This is a genomic window from Roseovarius sp. MBR-6, from assembly GCF_040547525.1.
Classification (GTDB): Bacteria; Pseudomonadota; Alphaproteobacteria; order Rhodobacterales; family Rhodobacteraceae; genus Roseovarius.
Map to the genome: position 1 here is coordinate 28,440 of NZ_JBEPPW010000016.1, position 23,759 is coordinate 52,198.

The following is a 23,759-nucleotide window of genomic DNA, read 5'->3' on the forward strand; positions in this document are numbered from 1 at the left end:
ATGGCGGCCCATGACGATCTGATGGCGCGCGAGCGCGAAAGTGCCGCTCTGGCGCAGGTGGCGGGGCGTCTTGGCTGGGACCAGGAGACGATGATGCCGCGCGGCGCGGCCGAGCAGCGCTCCGAGGAGATGGGTGCCATGCAGGCGGTGCTGCACGAGCGGCGCACCGATCCCGCGCGCGGGCACCTGCTGGCCGAAGCCGAGGAGGAGGTCGACCCCGAGGACACGCAGAGCATGGCCGAATTGCGCCTCATCCGCCGCGATTTTGAGCGGGCCACACGCGTGCCCGCGCGCCTTGCGGTGGCGCTGGCGCGGCTGACAAGCCGGGCGCAGGGCATATGGGCCGAGGCGCGTGCCGCCGACGATTTCGCGGCTTTCGCGCCCACGCTGGCCGAGGTGCTGGCGCTGAAACGCGAGGAGGCGGCGGCGGTCGCGGATGGCGCTGATGCCTATGATGCCCTTCTGGACGAATACGAGCCGGGGATGACGGCGGCGGCGCTGGAACGGCTCTTTGCCGCGATGCGCCCGCGTCTGGTGGCCCTGCGCGGTGCGGCGCTTGATGCGCCCTGGCCTGCGGTCAACGGGCATTTCGCGCATGAGGCGCAGATGCGGCTAGCGCGCGAGGTGGCGCGGCGGTTCGGCTATGACTTCACGCGCGGGCGGCTTGATCTGGCGGTGCATCCGTTCAGTTCCGGCTCGGGCGACGATGTGCGCATCACCACGCGGGTGAGCGAGCGCGATCCCTTCAACTGTCTCTATTCGACGATCCACGAGACCGGCCATGCCTGCTACGAACAGGGGATCGACCCCGACTACCGGTTGACGCCGCTGGGGCAGGGGGTGTCGATGGGGGTGCATGAAAGCCAGAGCCGTATCTACGAGAATCAGTTGGGCCGCAGCCGGGCGTTCTGCGGCTGGCTTTTCGGGCGGATGGTCGATGCCTTCGGCGATTTCGGCATTGCGGACGAGGACGCCTTCTATCGCGCGGTCAATGGCGTCCATCCGGGCCATATCCGCACCGAGGCCGACGAGGTGCAATACAACCTGCATATCATGCTGCGCTTTGATCTGGAGCGTGCGCTCATTTCCGGCGACCTGGCGGTGCGTGATCTGGAGGCGGCGTGGAACGACCGTTTCGCCGCGGATTTCGGCCGCCGGGTCGCGCGCGCCTCGGAGGGGGTGTTGCAGGATGTGCATTGGTCGCTCGGCCTCTATGGATATTTCCCGACCTATAGCCTTGGCAATGTCTATGCCGGCTGCCTGCACACCGCGCTGCGCGCCGATCTGCCCGATCTTGATGCGCATCTCGCCGCTGGAGAACCGGGTGTGGCGGGCGAATGGCTGCGCGAGCGGGTGCAGCGGCATGGCGGGGTCTACCTGCCCGCCGATCTCATTGCCGAGGCGAGCGGCGCGCCGGTCAGCGCGGAGCCGCTGCTCGATTACCTGGAAGAAAAATTCGGCGCGCTGATCGGCTGAGACGGGGGAGGCCCGGCGTGGGCGCGTCAGGCGCGCCCCGCCTCCGACGACAGCATCAGCGCCGAGACACCCAGCCGCGCCAGCGCCGCCTCCCATTTTCCCGCATCCGGCGTGGCAAAGACCAGATCGCTGTCCGCCTCGCAGGTGAGCCAGCCGTTTTGTGCCAGTTCCTGCTCCAGCTGCCCCGGCCCCCAGCCGGCATAGCCAAGCGCGAGAATCGCGCGCTCCGGTCCGTGCCCTGCGGCCAGATCCTCCAGAATGTCGAGCGTGGCGGTCATGCCGAAACCGCGATCCACAGTCAGCGTTGCCAGGTTCGAGCGGTAGCCGTCATCATGCAGCACGAAGCCGCGCCCATGCTCGACAGGGCCACCGAAATGCACCGGCAGGTTGCGCATCGCGTCGCCGGGGGTGATCGAGAGATGGTCGAGCAGGTCCGCCATCCGCAAATCCTCGGTCGGCTTGTTGATGATCAGCCCCATCGCCCCCTCGGGGGAATGCGCGCAGAGATAGACCACCGAAAGCGCAAAACGCGGATCGCCCATCCCCGGCATGGCGATGAGACATTTGCCGGTAAGATCGACCGGCGCGGTGTCTTGATCGGTGTCGCTCATGACCCGAGAATGGGGGGCCGCCTTGGCCGGCGCAAGCGGCGTGTTGACGCTTTGGCAAGAATTCTCGCTCGAATGTGAGTTGGCTTTGCGGGCGAATTGCCCCATTTGACAGTCATGATTAGAACCGCGCTCATCTCGCTTGTCCTCGCGGCGCTTGCGCTGACCGGCCCACTGGCTGCGCGCTCGCCTGACGACATGGTGCGCGTCACCGTGCTTCCGGGGTGGCGCGATGCCGATGGAACGCAGGTGGCTGCTTTGCGGTTCGAGTTGGCCCCTGGCTGGAAAACCTACTGGCGCGCGCCGGGTGAGGCGGGGATTCCGCCGCGCTTCGACTGGCGCGGCTCGCGCAATCTGGGTGCGGTGGAAATCCTGTGGCCGACGCCGCAACAGACCACCACCAACGGGATGCGCACAATCGGGTATGTGCATGACCTTATCCTGCCTGTGCGCCTGACACCCACGCGCGCCGGACAGCCCATCACCCTCTCTGCCGATGTCGAAATCGGGATCTGCAACGATATCTGCGTGCCGGTGGATGCCCGGGTGCATCTTGAACTGCCGCTTGACGCGGGCCCGCGCGATCCGCGCATTGCCGCGGCGCTTGCCGCGCGCCCCTACACGGCCGCCGAGGCCGGCGTGGGCCGCGTCACCTGTGCCGTCTCCCCGATCGAGGGCGGACTTCGCGTCGTGGCCGAAATCGACATGAAACAGATGGGCGCGGCCGAGATGGTCGTGCTTGAGACCAGCAATCCGGACCTATGGGTGGCGCAGTCCGAAAGCGCGCGCACAGGTTCCCGCCTGCGCGCAGAAACCGAGGTCTATCACGCCGACGGGCTTGGCTTTCTGCTTGATCGCAGCGGACTGCGCCTGACCGTGCTCAGCACCGGCGACGCGGTCGATATCCGGGGCTGCGCGGGAAACTGAGGCTCAGAACTTGGGCCGCGCGGGCCGGGTATCGGGCAGCGAGATATTGGCCACCTGTTCGGAAATCGGATCGTTCACCAAGGGATGCGCGTGTGCCCGAAACTCGTCGGGATCGCGCATTCTTTGCCAGCGCCCCCCGGCATAGACCTCCAGCCCGGAATACGCGGCCTTGTAGCCCATCTTGTCGCTGCCCGGCACCCAATAGCCGAGATACACATAGGGAAGCCCGTTTTCGCGGGCGATTTCGATATGATCGAGGATCACATAGGTGCCAAGCGATGCCTTGGGCCGGTCCGGCTCGAAGAACGAATAGACCATGCTCACCCCGTCATCGAGAATGTCGGTGAGGCAGGTCGCCACCAGCGAACCGTCGGGATCGGCATATTCCACCACCCGCGTGCGCACCGGCGTTTCCTCGATCATCGCGGCGAATTCGAACGTGTCCATATCCGCCATGCCGCCGGTCGCATGGCGGCTCTCGAGATAACGCCGGAACAGGGTATATTGCTCTTCGGTGGCCCAGGGCGAGGTGGCGCGCCGGATCAGCCCGGCATTGCGACGGATCGTGCGGCTCTGGCTCTTGGTGGGTGTGAAGGCCGCCACGTTGATCCGCGCCGAGAGGCAGGCCGCGCAATCGGTGCAGGAGGGCCGGTAAAGCACGTTTTGCGACCGCCGGAACCCCTGTTTCGACAACCCGTCATTGAGCCGTTTCGCACCTTCGCCCTGAAGTGCCGTAAACAGCTTTCGCTCCATCCGCCCCGGCAGATAGGGGCAGGGTTGCGGGGCCGTCACATAGAATTGCGGCGCGATCGGCAGCGTGTGGCGCATGAAGTATCCCAAGGTATCCCGGCAGACTCAACGGGACGATAACAACACATTCCCGTGTCGCCAAGAGCCTTGTCACGCCCCTGTCACATCGCCGCACGACGGTTCACCGCGACCGTGCCGAGCACCAGATCGCTCAGCCCCTGACGGCGTGGCTGTGTCAGCATCAGCACGATGGAGATGACCTGCAACACCGGAAGACCAAGGGAAATCGCCAGCCCGAGCGTATGCGCAAAGGCAAGCCCGGTATCGAAGCGGCCCCCGTCGCGCGCACGGAACTCGATCGCCACGAGCTGCATCCCCCACGTGGCCGAGCCGCGCGCGATGGTCACGACCCGGTAAGCGAACCCCACCACGGCCATCAGAACGGGGAAGAAAAAGAGGCCCGTAAAGGCCGTGAACGGCACGATCAGCAGGCTCAGCCCAAGGATCACCACCGTGTCCGCGACAAAGGCCACGAGCCGCTTGGCCGGCACATCGGCGTAGAACTCGGGCTGCGTCTCGGGGTCGGGCAGGTGAAAGATGTCTTGCATGGTCATGAGCCTTAGCTTGGGGGCGCGGTGGCGATTTGCAAGAGGGCCTTGCCGAAATCCTAGCGTTCCAGCACCAGCTTCCCGCCGGTGATCTCGACCCTTGAGAAGCGTTGCAGATATTCCATGCCCAGCAATGATCCGGCCATGTCGCCGCCGTTGACGACCGCGCGCACATCGCCGTCGCGGATCGCCCCCACCTCGACGCGGTCAAGGCGCACCGGTGCCGTGCGCACCTCGCCATTGGCGGTGAAGGCGCGCCCGGTATAGACAAGGCTGCCCGTGTCGATGCCTGCGCGCCGCGCATCCTGCCGGCTCAGCACGATCTGGCTCGCCCCGGTATCGACGACAAAGCGCAGCGGCACGCCATTGACCTGCGCCGTCAGGTAATAATGCCCGTCCGGCGCGCGCGGCAGCTCTATCCGGCCCTCGGCCATCACGCTCTGGCGCGGCTGCACCGTCTGGCGGATATCGCCCCAGAGGCCCACCACGGCGACGGCCCCCAGAAAGATCAGCCCCCAGATCGCCGCATATTGCGCGAGTTTCCCGAGCGACTCGCGGCTTTGCACAAAGAACCAGAGCCCGATGACCGCGCCAAGGATCACCAGATAGACAAGACGAGTTGTGTCAAGCTGTTCCATGCCCGTGATATAGGCGCTCAGCCCGTCAGGCCAAAGCCGCGCAACCCGTCGAGCACGAATTGCACCGCCAGCGCCGCCAGAAGCATCCCCAGAAGCCGTGTCACCACGTTGATGCCCACCTTGCCCAACGCGCGTTCCAGCAGACTGCCCATGAGAAACATGAGAAACACCAGAACGATCACCGACAGCATCACCCCGATGACATAGGCCAGCCCCTCGATCCCCGGTTTTTGCCCCGCGAGCAGGATCACCGTTGCGATGGACCCCGGCCCGGCAATCAGCGGAATGGCGATGGGAAAGATCGACGGATCGTCGCCCTCATCCTCTTCGGCGGCGTCGGCCTGTCCCTTGCGGCGTTGGCTGCGCCGCTCGAACAGCATGTCGAGCGCGGTCAGAAACAGCAGCATCCCCCCGGCGATGCGAAAGGCGGGCATGGAAATGCCGACGAACCCCAGCACGGCCTCTCCGAGCGCGGCGAAAAGGATCAGCAAAAGCGCCGAGGTGACACAGGCGCGAATGGCAATCGCCCGCCGCTGTGCCGTGCTCATGCCCTGCGTCAACGCCACGAAAAGCGGCGTCATGCCAATGGGGTCGATGATCACGAAGAGCGTGACAAAGGCGGTGATGAGGAATGCGGTGTCCATGGCGCGTAGCCTATCGCGGTTTTGGGCGGTGCGCCATGGCGTGCGATGCGCTCAGACAGGCGACAAAAAATTTCCGCGATCTGGTGACTTCCGTTCGGTGGTCGCTATTTCCAAAGGCGTGGCGGGTCGGTCCTTTCCCGGCAGCGCCTGTTTGCGTTCGAGACGGTATCGGGCGGCAGCAAATACGCCGATGGTCGCCCGAACACCCACTTGGCATGACATATGAAACACAAAGGCAGGACAGGATCATGACAACCAATTCCTATAGGACGTGGGCGCTTCTCGGAGCGGCCGGTGGTGCGGGATTCGGGCTTTTTGCCGTCCCCTTGATCTACATCCTGGTCAATCTGTTCGCGGATGGTGTGACAGTCGGTGAAACCGTTCGCTTTGCCATTGCCAACGGGATCACCTGGGGCGTTCTGGGCCTGTTTGCCGGTGTCTTCTGCTGGGTGGTCTACAGGATGCGGACATCGTCCAAGGAGGAGTGATCGCGGCCATGGAGACGGGCTTCACGCGGATGGCGGGTGTCAGGCGTCGCCCGTCGCCTGAGACCGGCTGATCCTAACGCTCCGCCGCCTCCAGCCGCTCCTGTGCCTCGAGCCAGAGCTGCTCGGCCAGCGCCAGCCCGTTCTCGATCTCGGCATATTTCTTCTGCCACTCGGTCACGCCGTGGATGTCATCATAAAGAGCCGGATCGGCCAGCTTGTCAGCGACCTTTTTTTCCATGACATGAAGTTTTTCAATGCGTTCCTCGCATTTCTTCACGTCCTGCCGCAGCTTCAGAATCGCCTCTTTCGACGGTTTCTTCGGCTTGGCGGTCTTGGGCGGTGCGGGCTTGTCGCTGTCCTGACCGCCCAGAAGCATCGCACGATACCCGTCAAGATCGCCCTCGAACGGGGCCACGCGCCCGCCATTCACCAGCCAGAGCCGGTCCGCCACCAGCCCCAGAAGATGCATGTCGTGGCTCACGAGGATGATCGCGCCGGTATAGGCCGTAAGCGCCTCCACGAGCGCCTCGCGGCTCTCGATATCGAGGTGGTTGGTCGGCTCGTCGAGGATGAGCATATGCGGCGCGTCCACCGTGGCCAGCATCAGAGAGAGCCGCGCCTTTTGCCCGCCCGATAGATTTTTCACAAGCGTTTCAGCCTGTTCCGGCCCGATGCCAAAGCCTGCAAGGCGTGCGCGCAGCCTGGCGGGCGTCTCGGTCGGGCGCAGGCGGCGGATATGGTCGAGCGGCGTCTCGTCAAGGTGCAACTCGTCCACCTGATGCTGCGCGAAATAGCCGACGCGCAGCTTGGCGGCCTTGTGAATACGGCCCTCAAGCACATCAAGTTTGTCCGCCAAGAGCTTGGAAAGAGTGGATTTCCCCTCGCCATTGCGGCCCAGAAGCGCGATCCGGTCATCCTGGTCGATCCGCAGGTCCAGACGGCTCAGCACCGCCGCCCCGTCATAGCCGACCGAAGCCCCCTCCAGCCGCAGGATCGGCGGCGAGAGCTCTTCCGGCTCGGGAAAGGTGAACCGCCGCAGCGCCGCCTCTTGCGGGGCGGAAATGGGCTGCATCCGCGCCAGCGCCTTGATCCGCGCCTGCGCCTGCCGCGCCTTGTCGGCCTTGTAGCGGAAGCGGTCCACGTAGGATTGCAGATGCGCGCGCCGCTGTTCCTGCTTTTTCGCCTCCGATTGCGCAGCCATGAGCCGCGCCGCGCGGGTCTCGGCGAACTTGTCGTAACCGCCTTGATAAAGCGTCAGTTTCCGGTCCTCGAGATGCAGGATCGCGCCGACCGCGCGGTTGAGCAGACCGCGGTCATGGCTGATGATCAGCACGGTGTGCGGATAACGCGCGAGATAGGTTTCCAGCCAGAGCGCGCCTTCGAGATCGAGATAGTTGGTCGGCTCGTCCAGTAACAGCAGGTCCGGCGCGGCGAAAAGCACCCCCGCCAGCGCCACCCGCATCCGCCAGCCGCCCGAAAAGGCCGAACAGGGCATGGCCTGTTCGTCATATGTGAACCCCAGGCCCTTGAGGATCGCGCTGGCCCGCGCCTCGGCGGACCATGCGTCGATATCGGCCAGCCGGGTCTGGATTTCGGCGATTCGTGCGCCATCGGTCTCCGATGTGGATTTTTCAAGCAAATCAGAGCGTTCCGTGTCGAAGCTCAACACCGTGTCGAGGAGGGAGACGGCATTGCCCGGCACCTCCTGGGCCACGCCGCCGATGCGCGCGCGCGGCGGCAGGCTGATGCTGCCCCCCTCGAGCGCCAACTCTGCCCGGATCAGCCGAAAGAGCGTGGTCTTGCCGGTGCCGTTGCGCCCGACGATGCCCACCTTGTGGCCTTCGGGAATGGTGGCCGAGGCCCCTTCGAGAAGGCGCTTTCCGGCAATGGCATAGGTGATGTCGTTGATGGTCAGCATGGGGGGGAGATGCCGCAATGCGCCGCCCCCGTCAATCGCCGCTTTTCATGACGCGGCCCCCATGCTATCGGGGCCGCGACCTGATCGCGCGGGGCAATCCCGCGTGGCGCAAACCCTGAAAAAAGAGGCTGAAATGGCTGTGGAACGCACGCTGAGCATCATCAAACCCGACGCCACCCGGCGCAACCTCACCGGCAAGATCAATGCCAAGTTCGAAGAGGCCGGGCTGCGGATCGTCGCGCAAAAGCGCATCCACCTGACCAAGGCGCAAGCCGGTGTTTTCTATGCTGTTCACGCCGAGCGCCCATTCTACGACGAACTGTGCGAATTCATGGCCTCAGCCCCGGTCGTCGTGCAGGTGCTCGAGGGTGAGGGCGCCGTGGCCAAGAACCGCGAAGTGATGGGGGCCACCAACCCCGCAGATGCCGCACCGGGCACGATCCGCGCGGAATTCGCCGAGAGCGTCGGTGAAAACTCGGTCCACGGCTCGGACGCGGCAGAGACCGCCGCCGTCGAGATCGCCTATTTCTTCTCGGGTCTCGAACTGGTCGGCTGACCTGCGAACCACATCAGGAAAGGCCGCAACCCTCTGGTGTGCGGCCTTTTTCATGTCATATGCTGGCGTAATCGCGGAATGTCGGGGCGGGCGCGGGTTTCGATTTGCCCGTGCCCGGAGAGGGTGCGGGTTTCCCGCCCTTTGGGGGTGTTGCCTGTGGCATCTGCCTCTTCCTTTTTTGAGGCAGGGCCGCCAAACAGGTGCCCCTGCCATTGATTATTCTTGCAGGAGAGCACGCTATTGTGGCGAAAATGCGGCAGGCTCAGACCGCCATGTCATCGACGACCGTCACCCCCGCACCGCCGCCATAGCCATCCATTGCCGCAAGCGCCGCGCCAAGACCCGAAAGCCCGATCCGCCGGGTGATGAGCCGCGAGGGATCAAGCCGCCCCGCCGCGATCATGTCGAAAAGGGCTGCAAAGCGGTGCGCCCCGATGCCGCGCGTGCCGTGGAGCGTGATCTGCCGGGAATAGACCAGATCGAGCAGCGGCAGATCCGGGGTGGCGTGGGCCCCGAGCGGCATTCCGATCTGCACATGACGGCCCATCTTGCGCAGGCTTTTCAATGAGTTGTGAAACGTCGCCGTGATTCCGAGGGCGTCGAGCGAGACATGTGCGCCGCCTTGCGTCAGGTCGCGGACGGCCGCGCCGACATCGCCCACGCCGCGCGCGTCAAGCGTCGCGGTGGCCCCCAGATCACGGGCGATGGCAAGGGCGTCGGGCGTCACATCGACCGCAAGGATGCGCGCGCCGAGCGCCGCGCCGATGAGAATCGCCGAGAGGCCCACACCGCCGCAGCCATGCACCGCCAGCCACTCGCCGGGCCGGATCTGCGCGCGGTCCACCACGGCGCGAAACGAGGTGGTGACGCGACAGCCCATCCCGGCGGCCACGGCATAGTCCATTCCCTCGGGCAGGCGCACGAGGTTGAAATCGGCGCGCGGAATCGCAACGCGCTCGGCGAAGGCACCCCACTGGCTGAAGCCGATGACCTGCTGATGATCGCAGATCGTCGGCTCGCCCGCGCGGCAATCGGGGCAGGTGCCGCAGCCGAGAATGAAGGGCGCGGTCACCCGGTCGCCCACCCGGAAGGCATGGCATTCCGGCCCGGTCTCGATCACCTCGCCCGCGAATTCGTGCCCCATCACATGGGGCAGCACCACGTCCGGATCGGCCCCTTTCCAGGCGTGGTGATCCGAGCGGCACACACCGCAGGCGCGCACCGCGATGAGCGCGCCATCGCGCGGACAGTCGGGATCGGGCACCTGGGTGATCTCTACGGGGGTGTCGTAACGGGTGAGCAGGGCAGCGCGCATCGGTGGGGGGTCCTTCGGGCCGTTTGGACGAGCCTAGGCGCGCGCCGCAGTCGCGGCAAGGCCCCTCAATCCATCACCGCCACGAGATGCCAGCGCAGCGCGTCATTGGGAACCGGATCGAAATGTGTCACCCGTTTGGAGAGCACCACAAGCTGTGTCACATGAAAGGGGATGAGGGTGCCCGATGTCTCTGTCAGGTAGTATTGCGCCTTGTGGTAAAGCGTGCGCCGCCGGTCGAAATCAAGCTCGGCGCGCGCCTCGCCAAGCATCCGGTCGAATTTCGGGTTGTTGAAATGGCTTTCGTTCCACTTGGCCTCGGAATGGAAGGCCTCGTTCAGGACCTGATCGGCGGGGCGTTCCCCCCAGGAGGTGGCGAACGCGTCCTTTTTCATCCAGACATTCGACCAGTAACCATCGGCGGCGGCATTCACCAGTTCGACCCGGATGCCCGCAGGGGCAGCCTGTTCCTGAAAGGCGACCCCGATCACCGGCCAGCTTTGATCGAGCGAGGAGACGTGAATCTTCACGTCGAGCCCGTCCGGGTGGCCCGCCTCCGCCAGAAGCGCGCGGGCGCGCTCAAGATCGCGCGGGCAGTCCATCTCGGCGCGATACTGGTCGTTGGGGGCCACCGGCGTGTCGCAGGAGATCACCCCGCCGCCGTCAAGCGCCAGTTGCAGCATCTCGTCGCGATCCACCACCAGACGCAGCGCGCGGCGCACGCGCACATCGTCGAACGGGGCCACGTCATTGCGGAAACTCAGCCCCATCCAGTTCCCCGTGGGGATTTCAAGAAGTTGATATCGCAGGGATTTGTCGAGCGCGCGGCGCAGCACCGGCGCGATCCCGCGCTCCATGTCAAGCTGACCCGAGAGAAACGCCTGAAGCCGCGCCTGCGCGTCCGGTACACCGATCACCTCGATCCGGGCAAGCCGTGGCGCGCCCTCCCAATAGTCCTTGTTGGCGGCGAGGACGGTGATGCCGTCGGGGTCGAACTTCTCGACCTTGAAAGGACCTGTGCCGATGCCTGTCTGATCGACCGTATCGCCCGAGCCCTCGGGGATGATGCGCAGGCGCGGGTCCATGAGTTGCAGGGGAAAATCGGCGAAGGTGGACGACAGCGTCATGCGCACGCTGAGCGGGCCGGTGGCCTCGACATGCTCGATCATCTTGACGGCGGCGCGGGCGGGGCTTCCGTAATCGGGGTCGATCACGCGCGCGATGGAATAGACCACGTCCTCGGCGCGCAGCGGGCGGCCATCGTGAAAGCGCACGCCCTCGCGGATCTGGAATGTCCAGACCGTGCCGTCTTCATTGGGAAACCAGCGGGTCGAGAGATCCGGCTCGGGCGTGCCGCCGCGACCGGGGCGCACAAGGCGGCTCTGGATTTTCTCGATGATCTGGAGAACGCGGCCCTTTGAGGCGGGATCAAGGCTCGACTGCGCCCCGAATCCCACGTTATGGGCGTGGCGGAACGTGCCGCGCGGCTCGGCCCAAGCGGCGGAGGTCAGGGCAACAAGGGCAATCAGAGCGAAACGCATCCGGGGCGGGCCTTGGTCAAGTGTCGCTGATACGGTTGTCGCAAGACCGCGCGCGAAAGGCAAGTTTTCCGGCAGTCACGTTTTGCGGTCGATGCGCAACGGGGGCCGATCGCCCGTCGTTTTAGGCCGCGCCGGGGATCTGCACCCGGCGGGCACCTTCCTCGAACCCGTTCATGGACTGCGGCCAGACCGCGCCCGGCCAGCGGATCTCCATCTGTTGCAGGCGCGGGCGGTAGACGGCAGTGTAGAGCGTGCCGAAGCCTACGGAAAAGGCGGTCGAATAGAGCGGCGGGCGCAGGAAGGCGTTGATGAACCTGTCCTCCGGGTCGCGGTGCAGGGCCAGCCGGTGCAGCAGAAAGCGCTCGCGCTCGACCGTGGCGGTAAAGCGCGCGTGGCTGATCCAGTCGATGTTTTCCTGATGGTTGGTGGCGACGGCGGCATGGGTGATGATCGCGGCGCGGTCGGGGGCCATCATCGCGGTCAGGTATTTGCGTTTGGCATCGAGCACGGTCACGTTATAGCTCATGTGCGTGGGCAGGCGGGCCAGCGCGCGACCTGCCTCCTCGGCGGTCTCGCAGGTCTGCAAGACATAGCGCAGGATCAGCGGCACACCAAATCCGTTGCCGACCACGCGCCGCCCGCCGAATGTCAGCGAGATGGCAAGGCCTGCGTCGTTCATCCCGTCAACCAGCCCCCACAGGCCGTCCGAGGTGCCCATCACGCGCCGCCCCTGCCAGCAGGTATTCAGGATCAGGCTGTCGAACGCCTTGGGGTCATAATCGTAATTGCGCACCAGCACCGGCTCTTCGCCGGTCCAGATCGCCTGACTGCATCCCGAAAGATAGGGCGGCGGGCAATAGAAGCTGAGAAAGCGCGCCGCCTGATCGCCACCGCCCGCGAGGTCGCACAAGGTATCGTAAAGCGGCACGATCTCGGGCATGTGGTGTTCAAGGGCGCGGCGGCTTTCAAGGTATTTCGGGCGTGCGCCGTCGCCATCCCTGAGCCACCACCGCCGGTAATGCGGCCAGTAATCGGCGAAAAGCCCGGCCCATTTCGGGCCGGGCAGGTCTTCACGCAAGGCACGCCAGAGCATGGGCCTTTCCTACAGGATCTTGAACGCCGGGTCCGCAAGCGCGGGGCCTGCATCGACCACCGGCAAGGGATTGCCCGCAACGCCCTGCTTGATGCCGTGGATCCATTTCCGGGCGCGTTCGTTCAACTGGAAGCCCTTGGTCATCGAGCGCCCGCGCGTGACCAGAATACCGATATCGGCCCCCTCGTAGCGGTAATCACCGGGCTGAAGGATGCGCAGGAAGAACGCCTCGTTCTCGGATTCAACCGCGCGGCGGTGATAGTCGAAACGGTCGAACACGACGCGGCCATCCTCGAGCATCTTGTAGATGCCGGTCTCGGGGCTGGCGGTGCAGATATCGACGCTGTCATCGGTGTGCTTGATCACCATCTGCGACCAACTGTCGATCATGTCCGGGTTGGCCCAGCGCGCGTTCAACTCGTCCACATCGAGATCGAATTTCTTCTTGGAAAATTCCAGCAGGTGGAACAGGAACAAGGGCGCATCGGCATGGGCAAAGGCGGCGTGGTTGGTCATCGACGACGCCCCGGTGATGCGCGGATTGAGCTCGCCCAGCCACAGGTCGCCGGTCTTCTTGTCGATCAGGAAATCAAGCTCGAAATAGCCGCGATAGCCCTCCTTGCGAAGCTGTTCGCCGAATTTGAAGGTCAGTTCGCGCGCCTTCTGGCGCACCTTGGGCGGAAAGGCGGTGGACAGGATTTCATTGCCGCACCAGCCGCCGCGATAGGGGGTGAGGTCCTTGAAGCCCACAAGCTCGGTCATCAGCGGGCCGACGATGGTGCCTTCCTTGGTGGCGCAGGCCTCGATGGCTGACCCCCGGCAATCAATCCGCTTCATGATCTTGATCTCGCCCTCGCCGACGATCTCATGTTCGTGGCGGCGGAAATCGGCCTCGGACTTGATGAAGAACGTTGTGTGGCCGCTATCGCCGAAGGCCGATTGCAACACCAGATCATGCCCTATCCCGGCCTTTTCGCAGGTCGCGCGCAGATCCTCGTAGGATGTCACCTCGGCCAGAACATTGGGCACGGAAGGAACCCCGGCCTTGTTGCCGATGCGCACGGTCTCGATCTTGTTGTCCATCGCGGTGCGCAATTTGGCCTTGGGAAACCAGACATCGGCGCCAAGCTCCCTGGACAGGCGTTCGGTTTCCTCGTCGAACATAAGGAACACGAATTTCGGCTTGCCGCCGCGCCGCTTGATGAAATCAATCACCTCCTTGTGCTGAAGCAGGTAGTTGTTGATGTCCTCGATCGACTGAAACTCGGCATGGGGCTGCTCGGAGGGGCAGAACACGTTGGGATGCTTGCCGCCGTAACAGTCGATATAGCAGATGTATTTGAAATTCTTGACCCATTCATCAAGCCCCAGAAGATTGAAGTTCGTCGCCGAAATGAAATAGATCGGGTCCTCGTTGCGATGAAAGAAGCGGCGTATCTCGGAGATGTTCCTCAGTGTCGTGGGCATTTTTTCATGTCCTCCCTTATTCGGCTGCGGTCTTGATCTGTTTGGCCTTGGGCAAGGCGGCCAGGGCCTCTGGCGTAAAGACGCGCAAACCGAGATCGGCGCGGTAGCCGTGGATCTCATTGACGTCGAGCGCGCGCATGAAGGCAAGGATTTCCTTGCTGATCACCTGCCCCGGCACCAGGATCGGGAACCCCGGCGGGTAGGGGATGATGAAACTGGCCGAGACCACCTCCTGCCCGGCTTCCAGCGCGTCCTTGAGCGAGCCGTCGAGTTCCAGATAATCGCAGTTCTTCTCGTCGTAACTGAGATAATAGGCGGTCCTGATGTCGCCCTCGGGCGTCAGGTTGTCGGGGCGGAACGCATCGTGAAAGCGGCTGAAATCCGGCAGCGGCGGGTAGTTTTCTGTCAGGTTCCTGACCCGGCGGTCAAAGGACAGGCGTTCCATCTTGGACGCGTCGTCAAGCAGATCATCAAGATCGCGGGCGATTTCCACAAGCACCTCGATCAGATAGGCGACCGACGAGCGCGTGGTGCCGATATTGGTCATGAAGAGCACGGTATTGCGCGAGGTCTTGTTGATCTGGATGCCGTATTTGTCCATCAGGATATCGGTCTTGAACGTGTCGCCATCCCATCCGGTCCCGCCCACGGCCAGCGTGACGCGGGTGGCGTCGAGCACGAAATCGTCCTGCTCCCAGCAATCCCACATATCGGTCCAGCCCTGTTCGTTGTCGAAATAGCTGGTGACGCCGCTTTGGCGGTATTGTTCGGGGATCATGTCACCGGCGGTCAGCACCTTGAAATACTTCTGCAACAGCGCATGGCTGCTGATCGCCTTGCGCATCGACATCGCCGCCTCGATCTGGCGCTGCACGAATTCGAACCCTTCCAGTTCCACCTGACGGCGGCCCACATCCAGCGAGGCGATGATCTGGTAATTGGGCGAGGTCGAGGTATGGGTCATGTAGGCTTCGTGGAATGACTGCTCGACCTCGCCTTTGAAGTCCTGGTCGTTGACATGGATCATCGAGCCCTGCCGCAGCGATGTCAGCGTCTTGTGCGTCGATTGCGTGGCATAGACCCGAACACGCGCATCGGGCGGCGGGACAAGACGGGTGTCGAGCCATGTCTCGTCAGGGGCATTGGCCAGCGCCTCCTGCTGCGCCTCATAGGTGCGGCGGTGCGCGTCGGTGCGCAGCCGCTTGCGCAGGTTGTTGGCGGTGCGCATGGCGGTGCGCTGGCGATAGGTCGGGCTGAAACGGGCAAAGGCAAACCACGCCTCATCCCACAGGAACACAAGATCGCGCTTGATCGCCAGACACTCCTCCATCACGCGCTCGACGTTGTAGACCAGCCCGTCAAAGGTGCAGTTGGTGAGCAAGAGCATCCGCACACGGTCAAGCTTGCCCGCCGCCTTCAGCGCCAGAAGCTGATGCTTGATCTCGCGCAGCGGCACTGCGCCATACATCGAGTATTCATTGAGCGGATAGCTGTCGAGATAGACCACCTCGGCCCCGGCGAGGACCATGCCGTAATGGTGCGATTTGTGGCAATCGCGATCGACCAGCACGATATCGCCGGGCCGCACCAGCGCCTGCACCACGATCTTGTTGCAGGTCGAGGTGCCGTTGGTGGCAAAGAAGGTCTGTTTGGAGCCGAACGCCCGGCTGGCCAGTTCCTGCGCCTGCTTGATGGGGCCGTGCGGCTCCAGCAGGCTGTCGAGCCCGCCGCTCGTGGCCGATGTTTCCGCCAGAAAGATGTTGGGGCCGTAAAACGCGCCCATGTCCTGAATCCAGTGGCTGCGGCTGATCGACTTGCCACGGCTGATCGGCATCGCGTGAAACACGCCGGTGGGCTGCTTGGAATAGTTCACGAGCGCGGTAAAGAACGGGGTCTTGTTGCGTGCCTCGACCCCGCGCAGGATGTTGAGGTGCAATTCCATGAAGTCTTCCTGATTGTAGAAGACGCGCCGGCAAATCCCCAGATCAAGCCCCGCGATATCCTCGACAGAGCGTTCGGTGACGAGATAGGCGTCAAGCTCGGGGCGGACGCGGTCGATCAGGCGGCACAGCTCGGGGCCATAATTCTCGGGCAGCATCTCGTCGATATTGTCCGATCCGCTGGCATTGCTGAGATATTTGGCCAGTATTTCGTTCTCGTTCCTGGATTTCAGAACCAGCCCGGGGCGCACCACGATGGCCTGAATGTTGTGGTTGAACAGAACCGCGATCAGCGCATCCTCGAGGCTGGGCACGACAACCGCCTCATAGTGGAACGGATCCTCCGCGCGGCGCATCCGGGTGACGTTGGAGCGCAACCAGCGTTCCTGCTGCTCGTTGACATTGTCGACGATCAGCACCTCGAAATAGGGGCGCGCCATGGCGCGCGCCTCGGGTGACAGCATCGCCTCGTCATTGTGTTCCTCGTCGTCAAGGCTGTCGCGTTCCAGCGGGATCGTGCGGCGCCGGTAGGCCCCCGTGGTCAGCGCGCGCGTCACCCGCTGGACGCCAAAGGCCAGATCCTCGAAATTGCCGTGATCGAAATGACGCCACAGGTGATCAAAGGCCGACATGCCGGGAAAGGCCCAGTAGGGCTCGATCACCTTGAGGGATTCGAAAAGGTCGGACACCCGCGATTTCAGCGCGGCGATCTTTCTGGCGTCGGTTTCCCGGCCGATCGAGGTTGTCGCCTCGCGCAACGCGCTCCAGCGGTCAAAGCGCAGCTGCGTTGCCGAATAGTAGTCACTTACCGAGTCCATCGATCAGCCTCCCGCCTGTCGGGCCAGAACGCGATCAATGGTCAAAGGCCGGTATGGCCCGTAATCCTGCGGTCTAACCTACCGTTGTTCTACCCTCGAAAGGGGTCGTTCCGTATCCGAGCGCCCGCTTGTGATTGCGTGCTTCCGCCTCGGCATCGGCGGGGACATCCACATGCAACCCCGCGCGCGAGCCCTGTTGGGGTATTTCAAGCGGCCCAAGTGTCTTCAAGTAGTCGTCCGTGCCACTGTTGCGGTCATAAACGGAAAAATCAACCGATCTGTCACGAAAGCTCTTGAGCACCTGCCCCAGCCCCTTCATGCCCGTCTCGCGCTGACGGCGCACCATCGACAGATCCACCTCGATCGGGAACATGTCTTCCTGACCCGCCGACTGATGCAGCACCAGCGATGTCGGATCGATCACCAGCGATTTGCCGACGCCGCCCGCACCAAGCCCGTTCACGTCGAACACATAGCATTGGAACTGCGCCGCCGTGGCGCGCGCGATGGCCAGTTCCGCGTCGCGGTCGGTGGTGCCGGTCAGCACCGGATGAAGCAGCACCTCGACCCCTTGGCTGGTCAGTTCCCGCGTGGTTTCCGGAAACCACATGTCATAGCAGATCGACAGCCCGAAACGGCCCACATCGGGCACATCGAAGACACAGAAATCCGTGCCTGCCGCGATCCCTGCCTCGTAGGGCAGGAAGGGAAACATCTTGGCATAACGGCGGATCACCTGCCCGTCGGGGTCGATCACGACGGCGGTGTTGTAGATGCGCCCGTCCACCGGCGAGGTCAGGAACATCGAGCCGGGCACAAGCCAGAGCCGATAGCGCCGCGCCGCCTCGCAAAAACGGTCGATGACCTCGTTTTCGGCGGGCAGGGCGAACTTGTCGAGCGGCCCGAACGGCGCAAGCTCGCTGAACAGGACCATCTGCGTCCAGGGAAAACGCGCCATCAGCACATCCAGCCGATGCAACATGCCATCGACATTCGGTTGCAGGGCGTTGACATACATCTGAACGCCGGCGATCGCGAAGGGGGTCATTGTCTGGGTTCTCCGTGCTTGCAGAGCGGCCCGTCCGGGGCATGATTGATCTCTGCTGTTGCAACCTTTTACGCCCTTCCCACCGGAACGGAAACAGCCAATCCGCGCGTGCCGGGCCAGCGGCACCCGGGCGATTCAGCCGTTGACGGCGGGATGGTGTTGCAAGAAATCACGGAATGTCACAAACTCGGGACAGAACGGGTTATGCAGCGGGCATAGGTCTGCCGGGCCTGCAAAACAGAGACGGTCCGCGTTGCGGGGCCGGAAAGGGACGGTATGTGCCAGGTCTGTAACGCGGCGCTTGCGCGCGGAACGCTTGATTTCTGCCTGTGCGGCGCGCCGGTCACGCAGGCGGCCTTTGCCCGGATCGAGGCCGACTTGCGCCGCCGCGAGATGCTGGGCGGCATGGCCGCCGTTCTGGGGCTGTTCGCGGGTTTTGGCCTGGCACCCGAGCGCGCATATGGGCAGGGCGCGGGCCAGCCGATCCTTCTGACGAACCTGCGGTATTTCGACGGGACAGCCCTTGCCATGCAGGCGGGGCAGGACATCCTGATCGAGGGCGGGCGCATCGCCGCGCTCATTCCGGCGGGGCAGGGCCCCGAGGGCGCGCGGCGCATTGATTGCGGCGGGCGGGCGGTCATTCCGGGCCTCATTGACGCGCATTGGCATTCAACGCTGGTGGGGGTGACGCAGCTTCAGGCGATGAGCGCCGATATCGGTTTCGTGCATCTCATGGCCGGGCGGCAGGCGGGCGCGACCCTTCTGCGCGGGTTCACCACGGTGCGCGACGTGGGCGGCCCGGCCTTCGGGCTGAAGCTGGCGATTGATCGGGGCGTGGTGGCGGGGCCGCGCATTCTTGCGGCTGGCGCGATGATCTCGCAGACCTCGGGCCATGGCGATTTCCGCATGGTGAACGAGGTGCCGCGCGCCGATGGCGATCTGAGCTACAGCGAAAAGGCGGGCGTGGTGGCGATTGCCGACGGGCGCGCCGAGGTTCTGCGGCGCACGCGCGAGCAGTTGATGAAGGGCGCGAGCCAGATCAAGATCATGGCCGGGGGCGGCGTCACCTCGCTCTACGATCCGCTCGAAAGCCTGCAATTCACCGAAGACGAGATGCGTGCGGCGGTCGAGGCAGCCGAGGATTGGGGCACCTATGTCTGTGCGCATGTCTACACGCCGCAAGGCATCCAGCGGTGTTTGCGCGCAGGCGTCAGATCCATCGAGCACGGCCAACTGGCCGATGCGGACACGGTGCGGATGATGCGCGATACGGGCGCGTGGTGGTCGATCCAGCCGTTTCTATCGGATGAGGATTCAAACCCCCGCGCCGACGCGCGCCAGCAGGCCAAGGCCGACGAGGTGTCGGTAGGCACGGTGCGCGCCTTCGAGATGGGCCGCGCGGAGGGCGTAAACATGGCCTTTGGCACCGATATCCTGATGAACCCCGAAGGTGCCGCGTCGCAGGGCCGTCAACTGGCCAAGCTGACCCGCTTCATGCCGCCATTGGAGGCGCTGCGCATGGCGACGGGCGCGGCGGGCGACTTGCTGGCCATGTCCGGCGCGCGCGCCTCCTATGACGGGCGGCTCGGGGTGATCGCGCCGGGGGCGATGGCCGATCTTCTGGTGGTGACGGGCGAGCCGGAGGCGGGGCTTGACTGGCTTGAGCGGCCCGAGGAAAGCCTTGCGCTGATCATGAAGGGCGGGGCGGTGGTGAAGGAGGCGCTTTGATGCTGCGCCGGATTGCCGTCACTCTGGCACTGGTCATGCTGACGCTCCCGGCCTCGGCGCAAGAGCAGGTATTCCAGCTTACCCCGTATATCTGGGGCAGCGGCGTTGGCGGCACGGTGCGGCCCGTGGCGGGCGGCCCGTCCCTGCGGTTCAGCGAGGGGCTGCGCGACGTGCTCGAGGATCTGGACAGCGCGTTCTTCCTCTCCGGCCTATACCGGCAAAACCGTTTTGTGCTGCTCGGGGATTATTCCGCCTCGCGCAGTTCGCGCGGCGGCACGGTGCCGGGTCTCGGCCTGCCCGTGACCGGACGGCTGGAACAGAGCTCGTTCACGCTTGCCGCAGGCTATCGCGCGCTGGCGACGGAGCGCGCGACGGTGGATTACCTTGTGGGCTTGCGGCATTGGGACATAGAGGCGCGCGCCAGAACGCCGGTGCCGGGTCTGGCGGCCGGGCTCTCGGTCGATTTCACCGATCCGATCATCGCCGCGCGCACCAATCTCCGCCTGAATGATCGCTGGTCGGTGATCGGCTATGCCGATGTCGGCGGATTCGGCGCCGGGTCGGACCTCACGTCTCAGCTTATGGCGACGGTCAACTGGCAGGCCCGTGACCGGCTGTTTCTCTCGGCGGGCTACCGGCATCTCTATGTCGATTACGACGATGGCGGCAGAGGCTTCGAAGGCAGCTTCTCGGGGCCGATCCTGGGGCTGAGCCTGCAATTCTGAGGTTCACGAAAAAGGCACCTCTGCCGGGGCAGGGTGCCTTTTTGTCATGATCTTGCGACCGGGTTCAGCCCTGGGCGGGCTTCGGCTCTGCCGGTTTCGGTGCCTGTGCGGCGGGTGCTGGTGCCTGCGGGGCGGGTTTCTGACCGCCCTTGTTGCTGGAGAGCGGGTCCTCCTGCCGTTGGACGGAACCCTCGAAATGCGCACCCGATTCGATGGCGATGGTCTTGTGGATGATGTCGCCCTCGACCCGCGCGGTGGAGGTCAGCCGCACCTTGAGGCCGCGCACACGCCCCACGACGCGGCCGTTGATCACCACATCATCGGCGATCACCTCGCCCTTGACGGTCGCGCCCTCGCCGACGGTCAGAAGATGGGCGCGGATATCGCCCTCGATCGTGCCTTCGACCTGAATATCGCCGGTGGTGCGCAGGTTGCCCTGAATGTGCAGATCCGAGGACAGAACCGAGGCGGGCGGCTTGGCCTTGGGGGCCGCAGGCCGGTAATCGCTGCCCGCATCGGGGCGGGCCGCGTCGAGACGGTTCTCCGTGGCCGGCTTCGGCTCGGCGGGTTTTTGCGCAGGTTCGTTGATCTTGCTCTTAGAAAACATCTCTCGCAGCCTTGATATAGGTCATGGGGTTGATCGGCCTGCCGTCCACGCGCACCTCATAGTGAAGATGCGTGCCGGTAGAGCGTCCTGTGTTGCCCATATCACCAATCCGGTCCCCGCGCGAGACCCTTTGACCGGGGCTCACACGGATTCTGGAAAGATGGGCATAGCGGGTTTCGATTCCGAAGGCGTGGTCAATCTTGATGAGTTGGCCGTAACCGGATTGCCAGCCTGCATGATCGACGACACCATCGGCGGTGGCATAGATCGGCGTGCCGTGGGACGCCGCGAAATCGGTCCCGGCATGAAGCCGACCCCAGCGGTTGCCGAAGCCGGAGGTGTAGCGGAAACCGCCGCGCACGGGCAGGGCGAGCGGCACCTTGTCGGCGGCCAGACGGTAGAGGTGCAACTCGTCGAGCCGCCCCAGGATGCGGTTGGCGCGCTCGGCCTCGAGCGACGGCGCCTCGCCCCGCGTCGACAGCGATATCGGCATGAGCGGCCCGCCGCGCCCCGAATAGCCGCGCCGCACCGTGTTGATGAGGCGGTCGGGATCGAGGCCCGCATTGCGGAACATCCGTTCCAGCGGCTCGACCGAAATTGTCATGGCATCTTCGAGCTGGCCGAAAATCTCGGCGTTACGCTCGTTCACGAGGCGCAGCTCATAGGCCATGTCCTCGGCCTGACGCAGGGCTTCCTCGGCATCGGCAAGCGTCTGGTCACGCTCGCGCGCCGCATCCTCCAGCGCCGCCGAGAGGAAATCCACCGTCGCATCGCCGGGTCGGTTGCCGCCCGCCTCGGGCAGGACGCCGCCGCCCTCCAGTGCGGCGGCAAGGCGCGCGGCCTCTTTGCCGGCAAACTCGCGCTCCGTCATCGTGCGGCGCAGCGTGCTCTGGATCACCTCGATCCCGGTCTCAAGCTCGCGCCGCCGGGTCTCGGAGCGCAGAAGCTCGGATTGCATCGCGGAAATCTGCGCCAGCGCCGAGGCGAAGCGTTCCTGTGCCGCCACCGCCTCCTGGGCGCGCTTGTCACGCTCGGAGGCAAGCGCATTGAGCCGGTTTTCATAGCCTTGCAGGTCGCGCTTGGCCTGTTCGCGGAAATTGCCCGCCCCGATGGAATCCATCACCAGAACCGAGGTGGCGATGATCGCCCAGGCGACCATGGCCGCAGCCCCGGTGGTGGCGATCAACTGTGTCACGGGGCGCAGGCGGATGAACCGCGTATCCTTGTCCGAACGCAGGAACACCCGACGTTCGGGGAAATAGCGCTCGAGGATGTCATGCAGTCTTATGGCCAGTCGTGTGCGCACGCGGATGGTCGTCCTTCCTATCCTTTCCGGGTGACGCTCTTCAATCGGTGCCGGGCGTCTTGGACAGGTGATTAGACAGCGAGGACAGGGTGGGCAAGGTTTTTGACCACGGGAGGATTATTTATCGGTGATATTCCGCCAGCTTGGCGGATTTTCGCCGATTGGCGCGCGCTATTGGTCAGGCCTTGGCGGTGCGCGTCCCGGCCAGCGGCCAATAGAAATCGGGCGGCAAACCGGCCTCGGCGCGCTTTTCCTCGTTGAAGGGCGGCTTGAGTTGGCCGTGGAAATAGCGCCGCACCAGATCGTGAAACGCCTCCTTCGGGTCGAGATCGTGACGACCACAGAGAAAGTGAAACCACTTGGAGCCATAGGCGACGTGGTGCACCTCCTCGGCATAGATCACGCGCAGCGCCGCGACCGCCGAGGTCAGGCCCGCCCCCTCGAAAAGCGCGATCATGCCCGGCGTCACGTCAAGCCCGCGCGCCTCGAGCACCATGGGCACCACGGCAAGGCGGCCCATCAGGTCATGGGCGGTGTCCTCGGCGGCGCGCCACATGCCGGCATGGGCGGGCAGGGCCCCGTAATGGCTGCTCATCTCCTCAAGGCAGTCGCACAGGAGGTTGAAATGCTTTGATTCCTCGTCCGCCGCCTTGACCCAGTCATCGTAGAATCCCATGGGCATGGCGGTGTCGGTAAACCGCGCGATGATGTCCCAGTGCAGGTCCACCGCGTTCAATTCGATATGCGCCACCGCGTGCAGCATGGCAAGGCGGCCCTGCGCGCTGCCGGGGCGGCGGCGGGGAACGTCGCGCGGATCGAGCAGATCCGGTTTGCCCGGGCGCGCGGGGCGGTCGGGCGGTGTGGCGCGGCCCACAGGCAGGGCCGTGCCCGCCGCCCGCCACGCCGCCGCGTGCCGCCGCGACAGGGCAGTTTTCTCGCGCCCGTCGGCGGTGTTGAGCACCGCGATGGCCATTTCCGCCAGCGTCATGGTCACAGGGCGCGCACCGCCTCGAGCACCTCCTCGGCATGGCCCGGCACCTTGACCTTGCGCCATTCCCGCGCGATCCGCCCCTCGGCGTCGATCAGGAAGGTGGAGCGTTCGATGCCCATGAACGTCTTGCCATACATGCTTTTTTCCTTCCACACGCCGAACTGTTCGCAGGTATCGCCGTCCTCGTCCGACAGAAGCGGGACGGTCAGGCCATGTTTGTCGCGGAATTTCTCGTGGCTGGCGACGCTGTCCTTGGAAATGCCGAAAACCTGCGCGCCGAGGGCGTCGAACTCGGCCTTGAGGCCGGAAAAGGCCACCGCCTCCTTGGTGCATCCCGAGGTGTCATCGCGCGGGTAGAAGAACAGCACCACCGGTGCGCCGCGCAAGGCGGCAAGGCGGACCGCATCGCCGCCATCGCGCGGCAGGGTCACATCGGGGGCAGGTGATAGCGTGTCGGTCATGGCAACCTCTCGGGCTTGTGATGCGAATTTGTGAGTTCCATATTAGGCTGCAAAAGGCGAGAATAAAGTCGTGAGGCAGAGCCGGGGCCAAACCACAGTCCCCAAACCG

The 23,759-nt window shown here is 64.5% G+C and carries 22 protein-coding genes; 6 read left to right on the forward strand and 16 right to left on the reverse strand.

The features are described from left to right. The gene (locus tag ABIE57_RS16405; RefSeq protein ID WP_354540106.1) at positions 1-1,476 is read left to right on the forward strand and encodes a carboxypeptidase M32; all 1,476 of its coding nucleotides are present in this window, start codon (positions 1-3) and stop codon (positions 1,474-1,476) included. Positions 1,477-1,502: 26 nt separating this feature from the next. On the opposite strand, the gene ABIE57_RS16410 is transcribed toward ABIE57_RS16405, so the two are convergent. Further along, the gene (locus tag ABIE57_RS16410; protein ID WP_354540107.1) at positions 1,503-2,087 is read right to left on the reverse strand and encodes a YqgE/AlgH family protein; all 585 of its coding nucleotides are present in this window, start codon (positions 2,085-2,087) and stop codon (positions 1,503-1,505) included. A gap of 114 nt (positions 2,088-2,201) precedes the next feature. Between ABIE57_RS16410 and ABIE57_RS16415 the strand changes: the two genes are divergently transcribed. Then, the gene (locus ABIE57_RS16415; protein WP_354540108.1) at positions 2,202-3,011 is read left to right on the forward strand and encodes a protein-disulfide reductase DsbD domain-containing protein; all 810 of its coding nucleotides are present in this window, start codon (positions 2,202-2,204) and stop codon (positions 3,009-3,011) included. A 3-nt stretch (positions 3,012-3,014) separates the two neighbouring features. On the opposite strand, the gene ABIE57_RS16420 is transcribed toward ABIE57_RS16415, so the two are convergent. The 4 genes from ABIE57_RS16420 to ABIE57_RS16435 all read right to left on the reverse strand — a co-directional run bounded on the left by ABIE57_RS16420 (position 3,015) and on the right by ABIE57_RS16435 (position 5,651). Continuing rightward, complete coding sequence (locus ABIE57_RS16420) at positions 3,015-3,839, reverse strand: arginyltransferase (RefSeq protein WP_354540109.1); 825 nt, start codon at positions 3,837-3,839, stop codon at positions 3,015-3,017. Positions 3,840-3,922: 83 nt separating this feature from the next. After that, positions 3,923-4,369, reverse strand: a complete 447-nt coding sequence (locus ABIE57_RS16425) for an RDD family protein (RefSeq protein WP_454282124.1) — start codon at positions 4,367-4,369, stop codon at positions 3,923-3,925. Between the two features lie 59 nt (positions 4,370-4,428). Continuing rightward, a complete protein-coding gene (locus tag ABIE57_RS16430; protein ID WP_354540111.1) occupies positions 4,429-5,007 on the reverse strand; it encodes a retropepsin-like aspartic protease family protein in 579 nt (192 codons plus the stop codon). A gap of 17 nt (positions 5,008-5,024) precedes the next feature. Next, a complete protein-coding gene (locus ABIE57_RS16435) occupies positions 5,025-5,651 on the reverse strand; it encodes a MarC family protein (protein WP_354540112.1) in 627 nt (208 codons plus the stop codon). Positions 5,652-5,899: 248 nt separating this feature from the next. Here ABIE57_RS16435 and ABIE57_RS16440 point away from each other — a divergent pair, with 248 nt between their 5' ends. Next, the gene (locus tag ABIE57_RS16440; protein WP_354540113.1) at positions 5,900-6,139 is read left to right on the forward strand and encodes a hypothetical protein; all 240 of its coding nucleotides are present in this window, start codon (positions 5,900-5,902) and stop codon (positions 6,137-6,139) included. Positions 6,140-6,212: 73 nt separating this feature from the next. On the opposite strand, the gene ABIE57_RS16445 is transcribed toward ABIE57_RS16440, so the two are convergent. Next, positions 6,213-8,057: an ABC-F family ATP-binding cassette domain-containing protein gene (locus ABIE57_RS16445; protein WP_354540114.1), complete on the reverse strand. Its 1,845-nt coding sequence runs from the start codon at positions 8,055-8,057 to the stop codon at positions 6,213-6,215. 133 nt (positions 8,058-8,190) lie between these two features. Between ABIE57_RS16445 and ndk the strand changes: the two genes are divergently transcribed. Continuing rightward, a complete protein-coding gene (gene ndk / locus ABIE57_RS16450) occupies positions 8,191-8,613 on the forward strand; it encodes a nucleoside-diphosphate kinase (protein ID WP_354540115.1) in 423 nt (140 codons plus the stop codon). Between the two features lie 262 nt (positions 8,614-8,875). Here the strand turns inward: ndk and ABIE57_RS16455 are convergent, their stop codons facing one another. From ABIE57_RS16455 to ABIE57_RS16480, 6 genes are all read right to left on the reverse strand, one after another. Next, complete coding sequence (locus ABIE57_RS16455; protein WP_354540116.1) at positions 8,876-9,928, reverse strand: zinc-dependent alcohol dehydrogenase family protein; 1,053 nt, start codon at positions 9,926-9,928, stop codon at positions 8,876-8,878. A 65-nt stretch (positions 9,929-9,993) separates the two neighbouring features. Then, complete coding sequence (locus tag ABIE57_RS16460) at positions 9,994-11,466, reverse strand: ABC transporter substrate-binding protein (RefSeq protein ID WP_354540117.1); 1,473 nt, start codon at positions 11,464-11,466, stop codon at positions 9,994-9,996. A 121-nt stretch (positions 11,467-11,587) separates the two neighbouring features. Next, positions 11,588-12,559 carry a C45 family autoproteolytic acyltransferase/hydrolase gene (locus ABIE57_RS16465; protein WP_354540118.1) on the reverse strand — a complete coding sequence of 324 codons (972 nt, stop codon included), beginning with the start codon at positions 12,557-12,559 and terminating at the stop codon, positions 11,588-11,590. A gap of 9 nt (positions 12,560-12,568) precedes the next feature. Further along, on the reverse strand, positions 12,569-14,026 hold the full coding sequence (locus ABIE57_RS16470; RefSeq protein ID WP_354540119.1) for a biotin carboxylase: 1,458 nt from the start codon (positions 14,024-14,026) through the stop codon (positions 12,569-12,571). 16 nt (positions 14,027-14,042) lie between these two features. Then, positions 14,043-16,784, reverse strand: coding sequence for an aminotransferase class I/II-fold pyridoxal phosphate-dependent enzyme (locus tag ABIE57_RS16475; protein WP_354540120.1), 2,742 nt, complete (start codon positions 16,782-16,784; stop codon positions 14,043-14,045). A gap of 73 nt (positions 16,785-16,857) precedes the next feature. Next, entirely contained in the window at positions 16,858-17,832 is a 975-nt protein-coding gene (locus ABIE57_RS16480) for a carbon-nitrogen hydrolase family protein (protein ID WP_354540121.1), read from the reverse strand. Positions 17,833-18,108: 276 nt separating this feature from the next. Here ABIE57_RS16480 and ABIE57_RS16485 point away from each other — a divergent pair, with 276 nt between their 5' ends. Both ABIE57_RS16485 and ABIE57_RS16490 read left to right on the forward strand, forming a co-directional pair. After that, on the forward strand, positions 18,109-19,560 hold the full coding sequence (locus tag ABIE57_RS16485) for a metal-dependent hydrolase family protein (protein WP_354540122.1): 1,452 nt from the start codon (positions 18,109-18,111) through the stop codon (positions 19,558-19,560). Continuing rightward, positions 19,560-20,285: a porin family protein gene (locus ABIE57_RS16490; protein ID WP_354540123.1), complete on the forward strand. Its 726-nt coding sequence runs from the start codon at positions 19,560-19,562 to the stop codon at positions 20,283-20,285. The genes ABIE57_RS16485 and ABIE57_RS16490 overlap by 1 nt, the downstream gene beginning before the upstream one ends. 64 nt (positions 20,286-20,349) lie before the next feature. Here ABIE57_RS16490 and ABIE57_RS16495 read toward each other — a convergent pair whose 3' ends face one another. The 4 genes from ABIE57_RS16495 to ABIE57_RS16510 all read right to left on the reverse strand — a co-directional run bounded on the left by ABIE57_RS16495 (position 20,350) and on the right by ABIE57_RS16510 (position 23,650). Further along, on the reverse strand, positions 20,350-20,892 hold the full coding sequence (locus ABIE57_RS16495; RefSeq protein ID WP_354540124.1) for a bactofilin family protein: 543 nt from the start codon (positions 20,890-20,892) through the stop codon (positions 20,350-20,352). Continuing rightward, complete coding sequence (locus ABIE57_RS16500; protein ID WP_354540125.1) at positions 20,882-22,198, reverse strand: DUF5930 domain-containing protein; 1,317 nt, start codon at positions 22,196-22,198, stop codon at positions 20,882-20,884. Before ABIE57_RS16500 ends, ABIE57_RS16495 begins: the two co-directional genes overlap by 11 nt. Positions 22,199-22,376: 178 nt before the next feature. Beyond that, positions 22,377-23,186 carry a ferritin-like domain-containing protein gene (locus ABIE57_RS16505; RefSeq protein WP_354540152.1) on the reverse strand — a complete coding sequence of 270 codons (810 nt, stop codon included), beginning with the start codon at positions 23,184-23,186 and terminating at the stop codon, positions 22,377-22,379. A gap of 2 nt (positions 23,187-23,188) precedes the next feature. Beyond that, a complete protein-coding gene (locus ABIE57_RS16510; RefSeq protein WP_354540126.1) occupies positions 23,189-23,650 on the reverse strand; it encodes a peroxiredoxin in 462 nt (153 codons plus the stop codon). Positions 23,651-23,759 lie beyond the last annotated feature (109 nt).

What these genes read in the sequence shown, in the direction of transcription:
- ABIE57_RS16425 (WP_454282124.1), bottom strand. Translation starts at nt 4,369, where the DNA reads ATGCAAGACATCTTTCACCTGCCCGACCCCGAGACGCAGCCCGAGTTC.
- ndk (WP_354540115.1), top strand. Translation starts at nt 8,191, where the DNA reads ATGGCTGTGGAACGCACGCTGAGCATCATCAAACCCGACGCCACCCGG.
- ABIE57_RS16410 (WP_354540107.1), bottom strand. Translation starts at nt 2,087, where the DNA reads ATGAGCGACACCGATCAAGACACCGCGCCGGTCGATCTTACCGGCAAA.
- ABIE57_RS16495 (WP_354540124.1), bottom strand. Translation starts at nt 20,892, where the DNA reads ATGTTTTCTAAGAGCAAGATCAACGAACCTGCGCAAAAACCCGCCGAG.
- ABIE57_RS16490 (WP_354540123.1), top strand. Translation starts at nt 19,560, where the DNA reads ATGCTGCGCCGGATTGCCGTCACTCTGGCACTGGTCATGCTGACGCTC.
- ABIE57_RS16430 (WP_354540111.1), bottom strand. Translation starts at nt 5,007, where the DNA reads ATGGAACAGCTTGACACAACTCGTCTTGTCTATCTGGTGATCCTTGGC.
- ABIE57_RS16510 (WP_354540126.1), bottom strand. Translation starts at nt 23,650, where the DNA reads ATGACCGACACGCTATCACCTGCCCCCGATGTGACCCTGCCGCGCGAT.
- ABIE57_RS16460 (WP_354540117.1), bottom strand. Translation starts at nt 11,466, where the DNA reads ATGCGTTTCGCTCTGATTGCCCTTGTTGCCCTGACCTCCGCCGCTTGG.
- ABIE57_RS16455 (WP_354540116.1), bottom strand. Translation starts at nt 9,928, where the DNA reads ATGCGCGCTGCCCTGCTCACCCGTTACGACACCCCCGTAGAGATCACC.
- ABIE57_RS16420 (WP_354540109.1), bottom strand. Translation starts at nt 3,839, where the DNA reads ATGCGCCACACGCTGCCGATCGCGCCGCAATTCTATGTGACGGCCCCG.
- ABIE57_RS16435 (WP_354540112.1), bottom strand. Translation starts at nt 5,651, where the DNA reads ATGGACACCGCATTCCTCATCACCGCCTTTGTCACGCTCTTCGTGATC.
- ABIE57_RS16415 (WP_354540108.1), top strand. Translation starts at nt 2,202, where the DNA reads ATGATTAGAACCGCGCTCATCTCGCTTGTCCTCGCGGCGCTTGCGCTG.
- ABIE57_RS16465 (WP_354540118.1), bottom strand. Translation starts at nt 12,559, where the DNA reads ATGCTCTGGCGTGCCTTGCGTGAAGACCTGCCCGGCCCGAAATGGGCC.
- ABIE57_RS16485 (WP_354540122.1), top strand. Translation starts at nt 18,109, where the DNA reads ATGTGCCAGGTCTGTAACGCGGCGCTTGCGCGCGGAACGCTTGATTTC.
- ABIE57_RS16480 (WP_354540121.1), bottom strand. Translation starts at nt 17,832, where the DNA reads ATGACCCCCTTCGCGATCGCCGGCGTTCAGATGTATGTCAACGCCCTG.
- ABIE57_RS16440 (WP_354540113.1), top strand. Translation starts at nt 5,900, where the DNA reads ATGACAACCAATTCCTATAGGACGTGGGCGCTTCTCGGAGCGGCCGGT.
- ABIE57_RS16445 (WP_354540114.1), bottom strand. Translation starts at nt 8,057, where the DNA reads ATGCTGACCATCAACGACATCACCTATGCCATTGCCGGAAAGCGCCTT.
- ABIE57_RS16405 (WP_354540106.1), top strand. Translation starts at nt 1, where the DNA reads ATGGCGGCCCATGACGATCTGATGGCGCGCGAGCGCGAAAGTGCCGCT.
- ABIE57_RS16475 (WP_354540120.1), bottom strand. Translation starts at nt 16,784, where the DNA reads ATGGACTCGGTAAGTGACTACTATTCGGCAACGCAGCTGCGCTTTGAC.
- ABIE57_RS16505 (WP_354540152.1), bottom strand. Translation starts at nt 23,186, where the DNA reads ATGACGCTGGCGGAAATGGCCATCGCGGTGCTCAACACCGCCGACGGG.
- ABIE57_RS16470 (WP_354540119.1), bottom strand. Translation starts at nt 14,026, where the DNA reads ATGCCCACGACACTGAGGAACATCTCCGAGATACGCCGCTTCTTTCAT.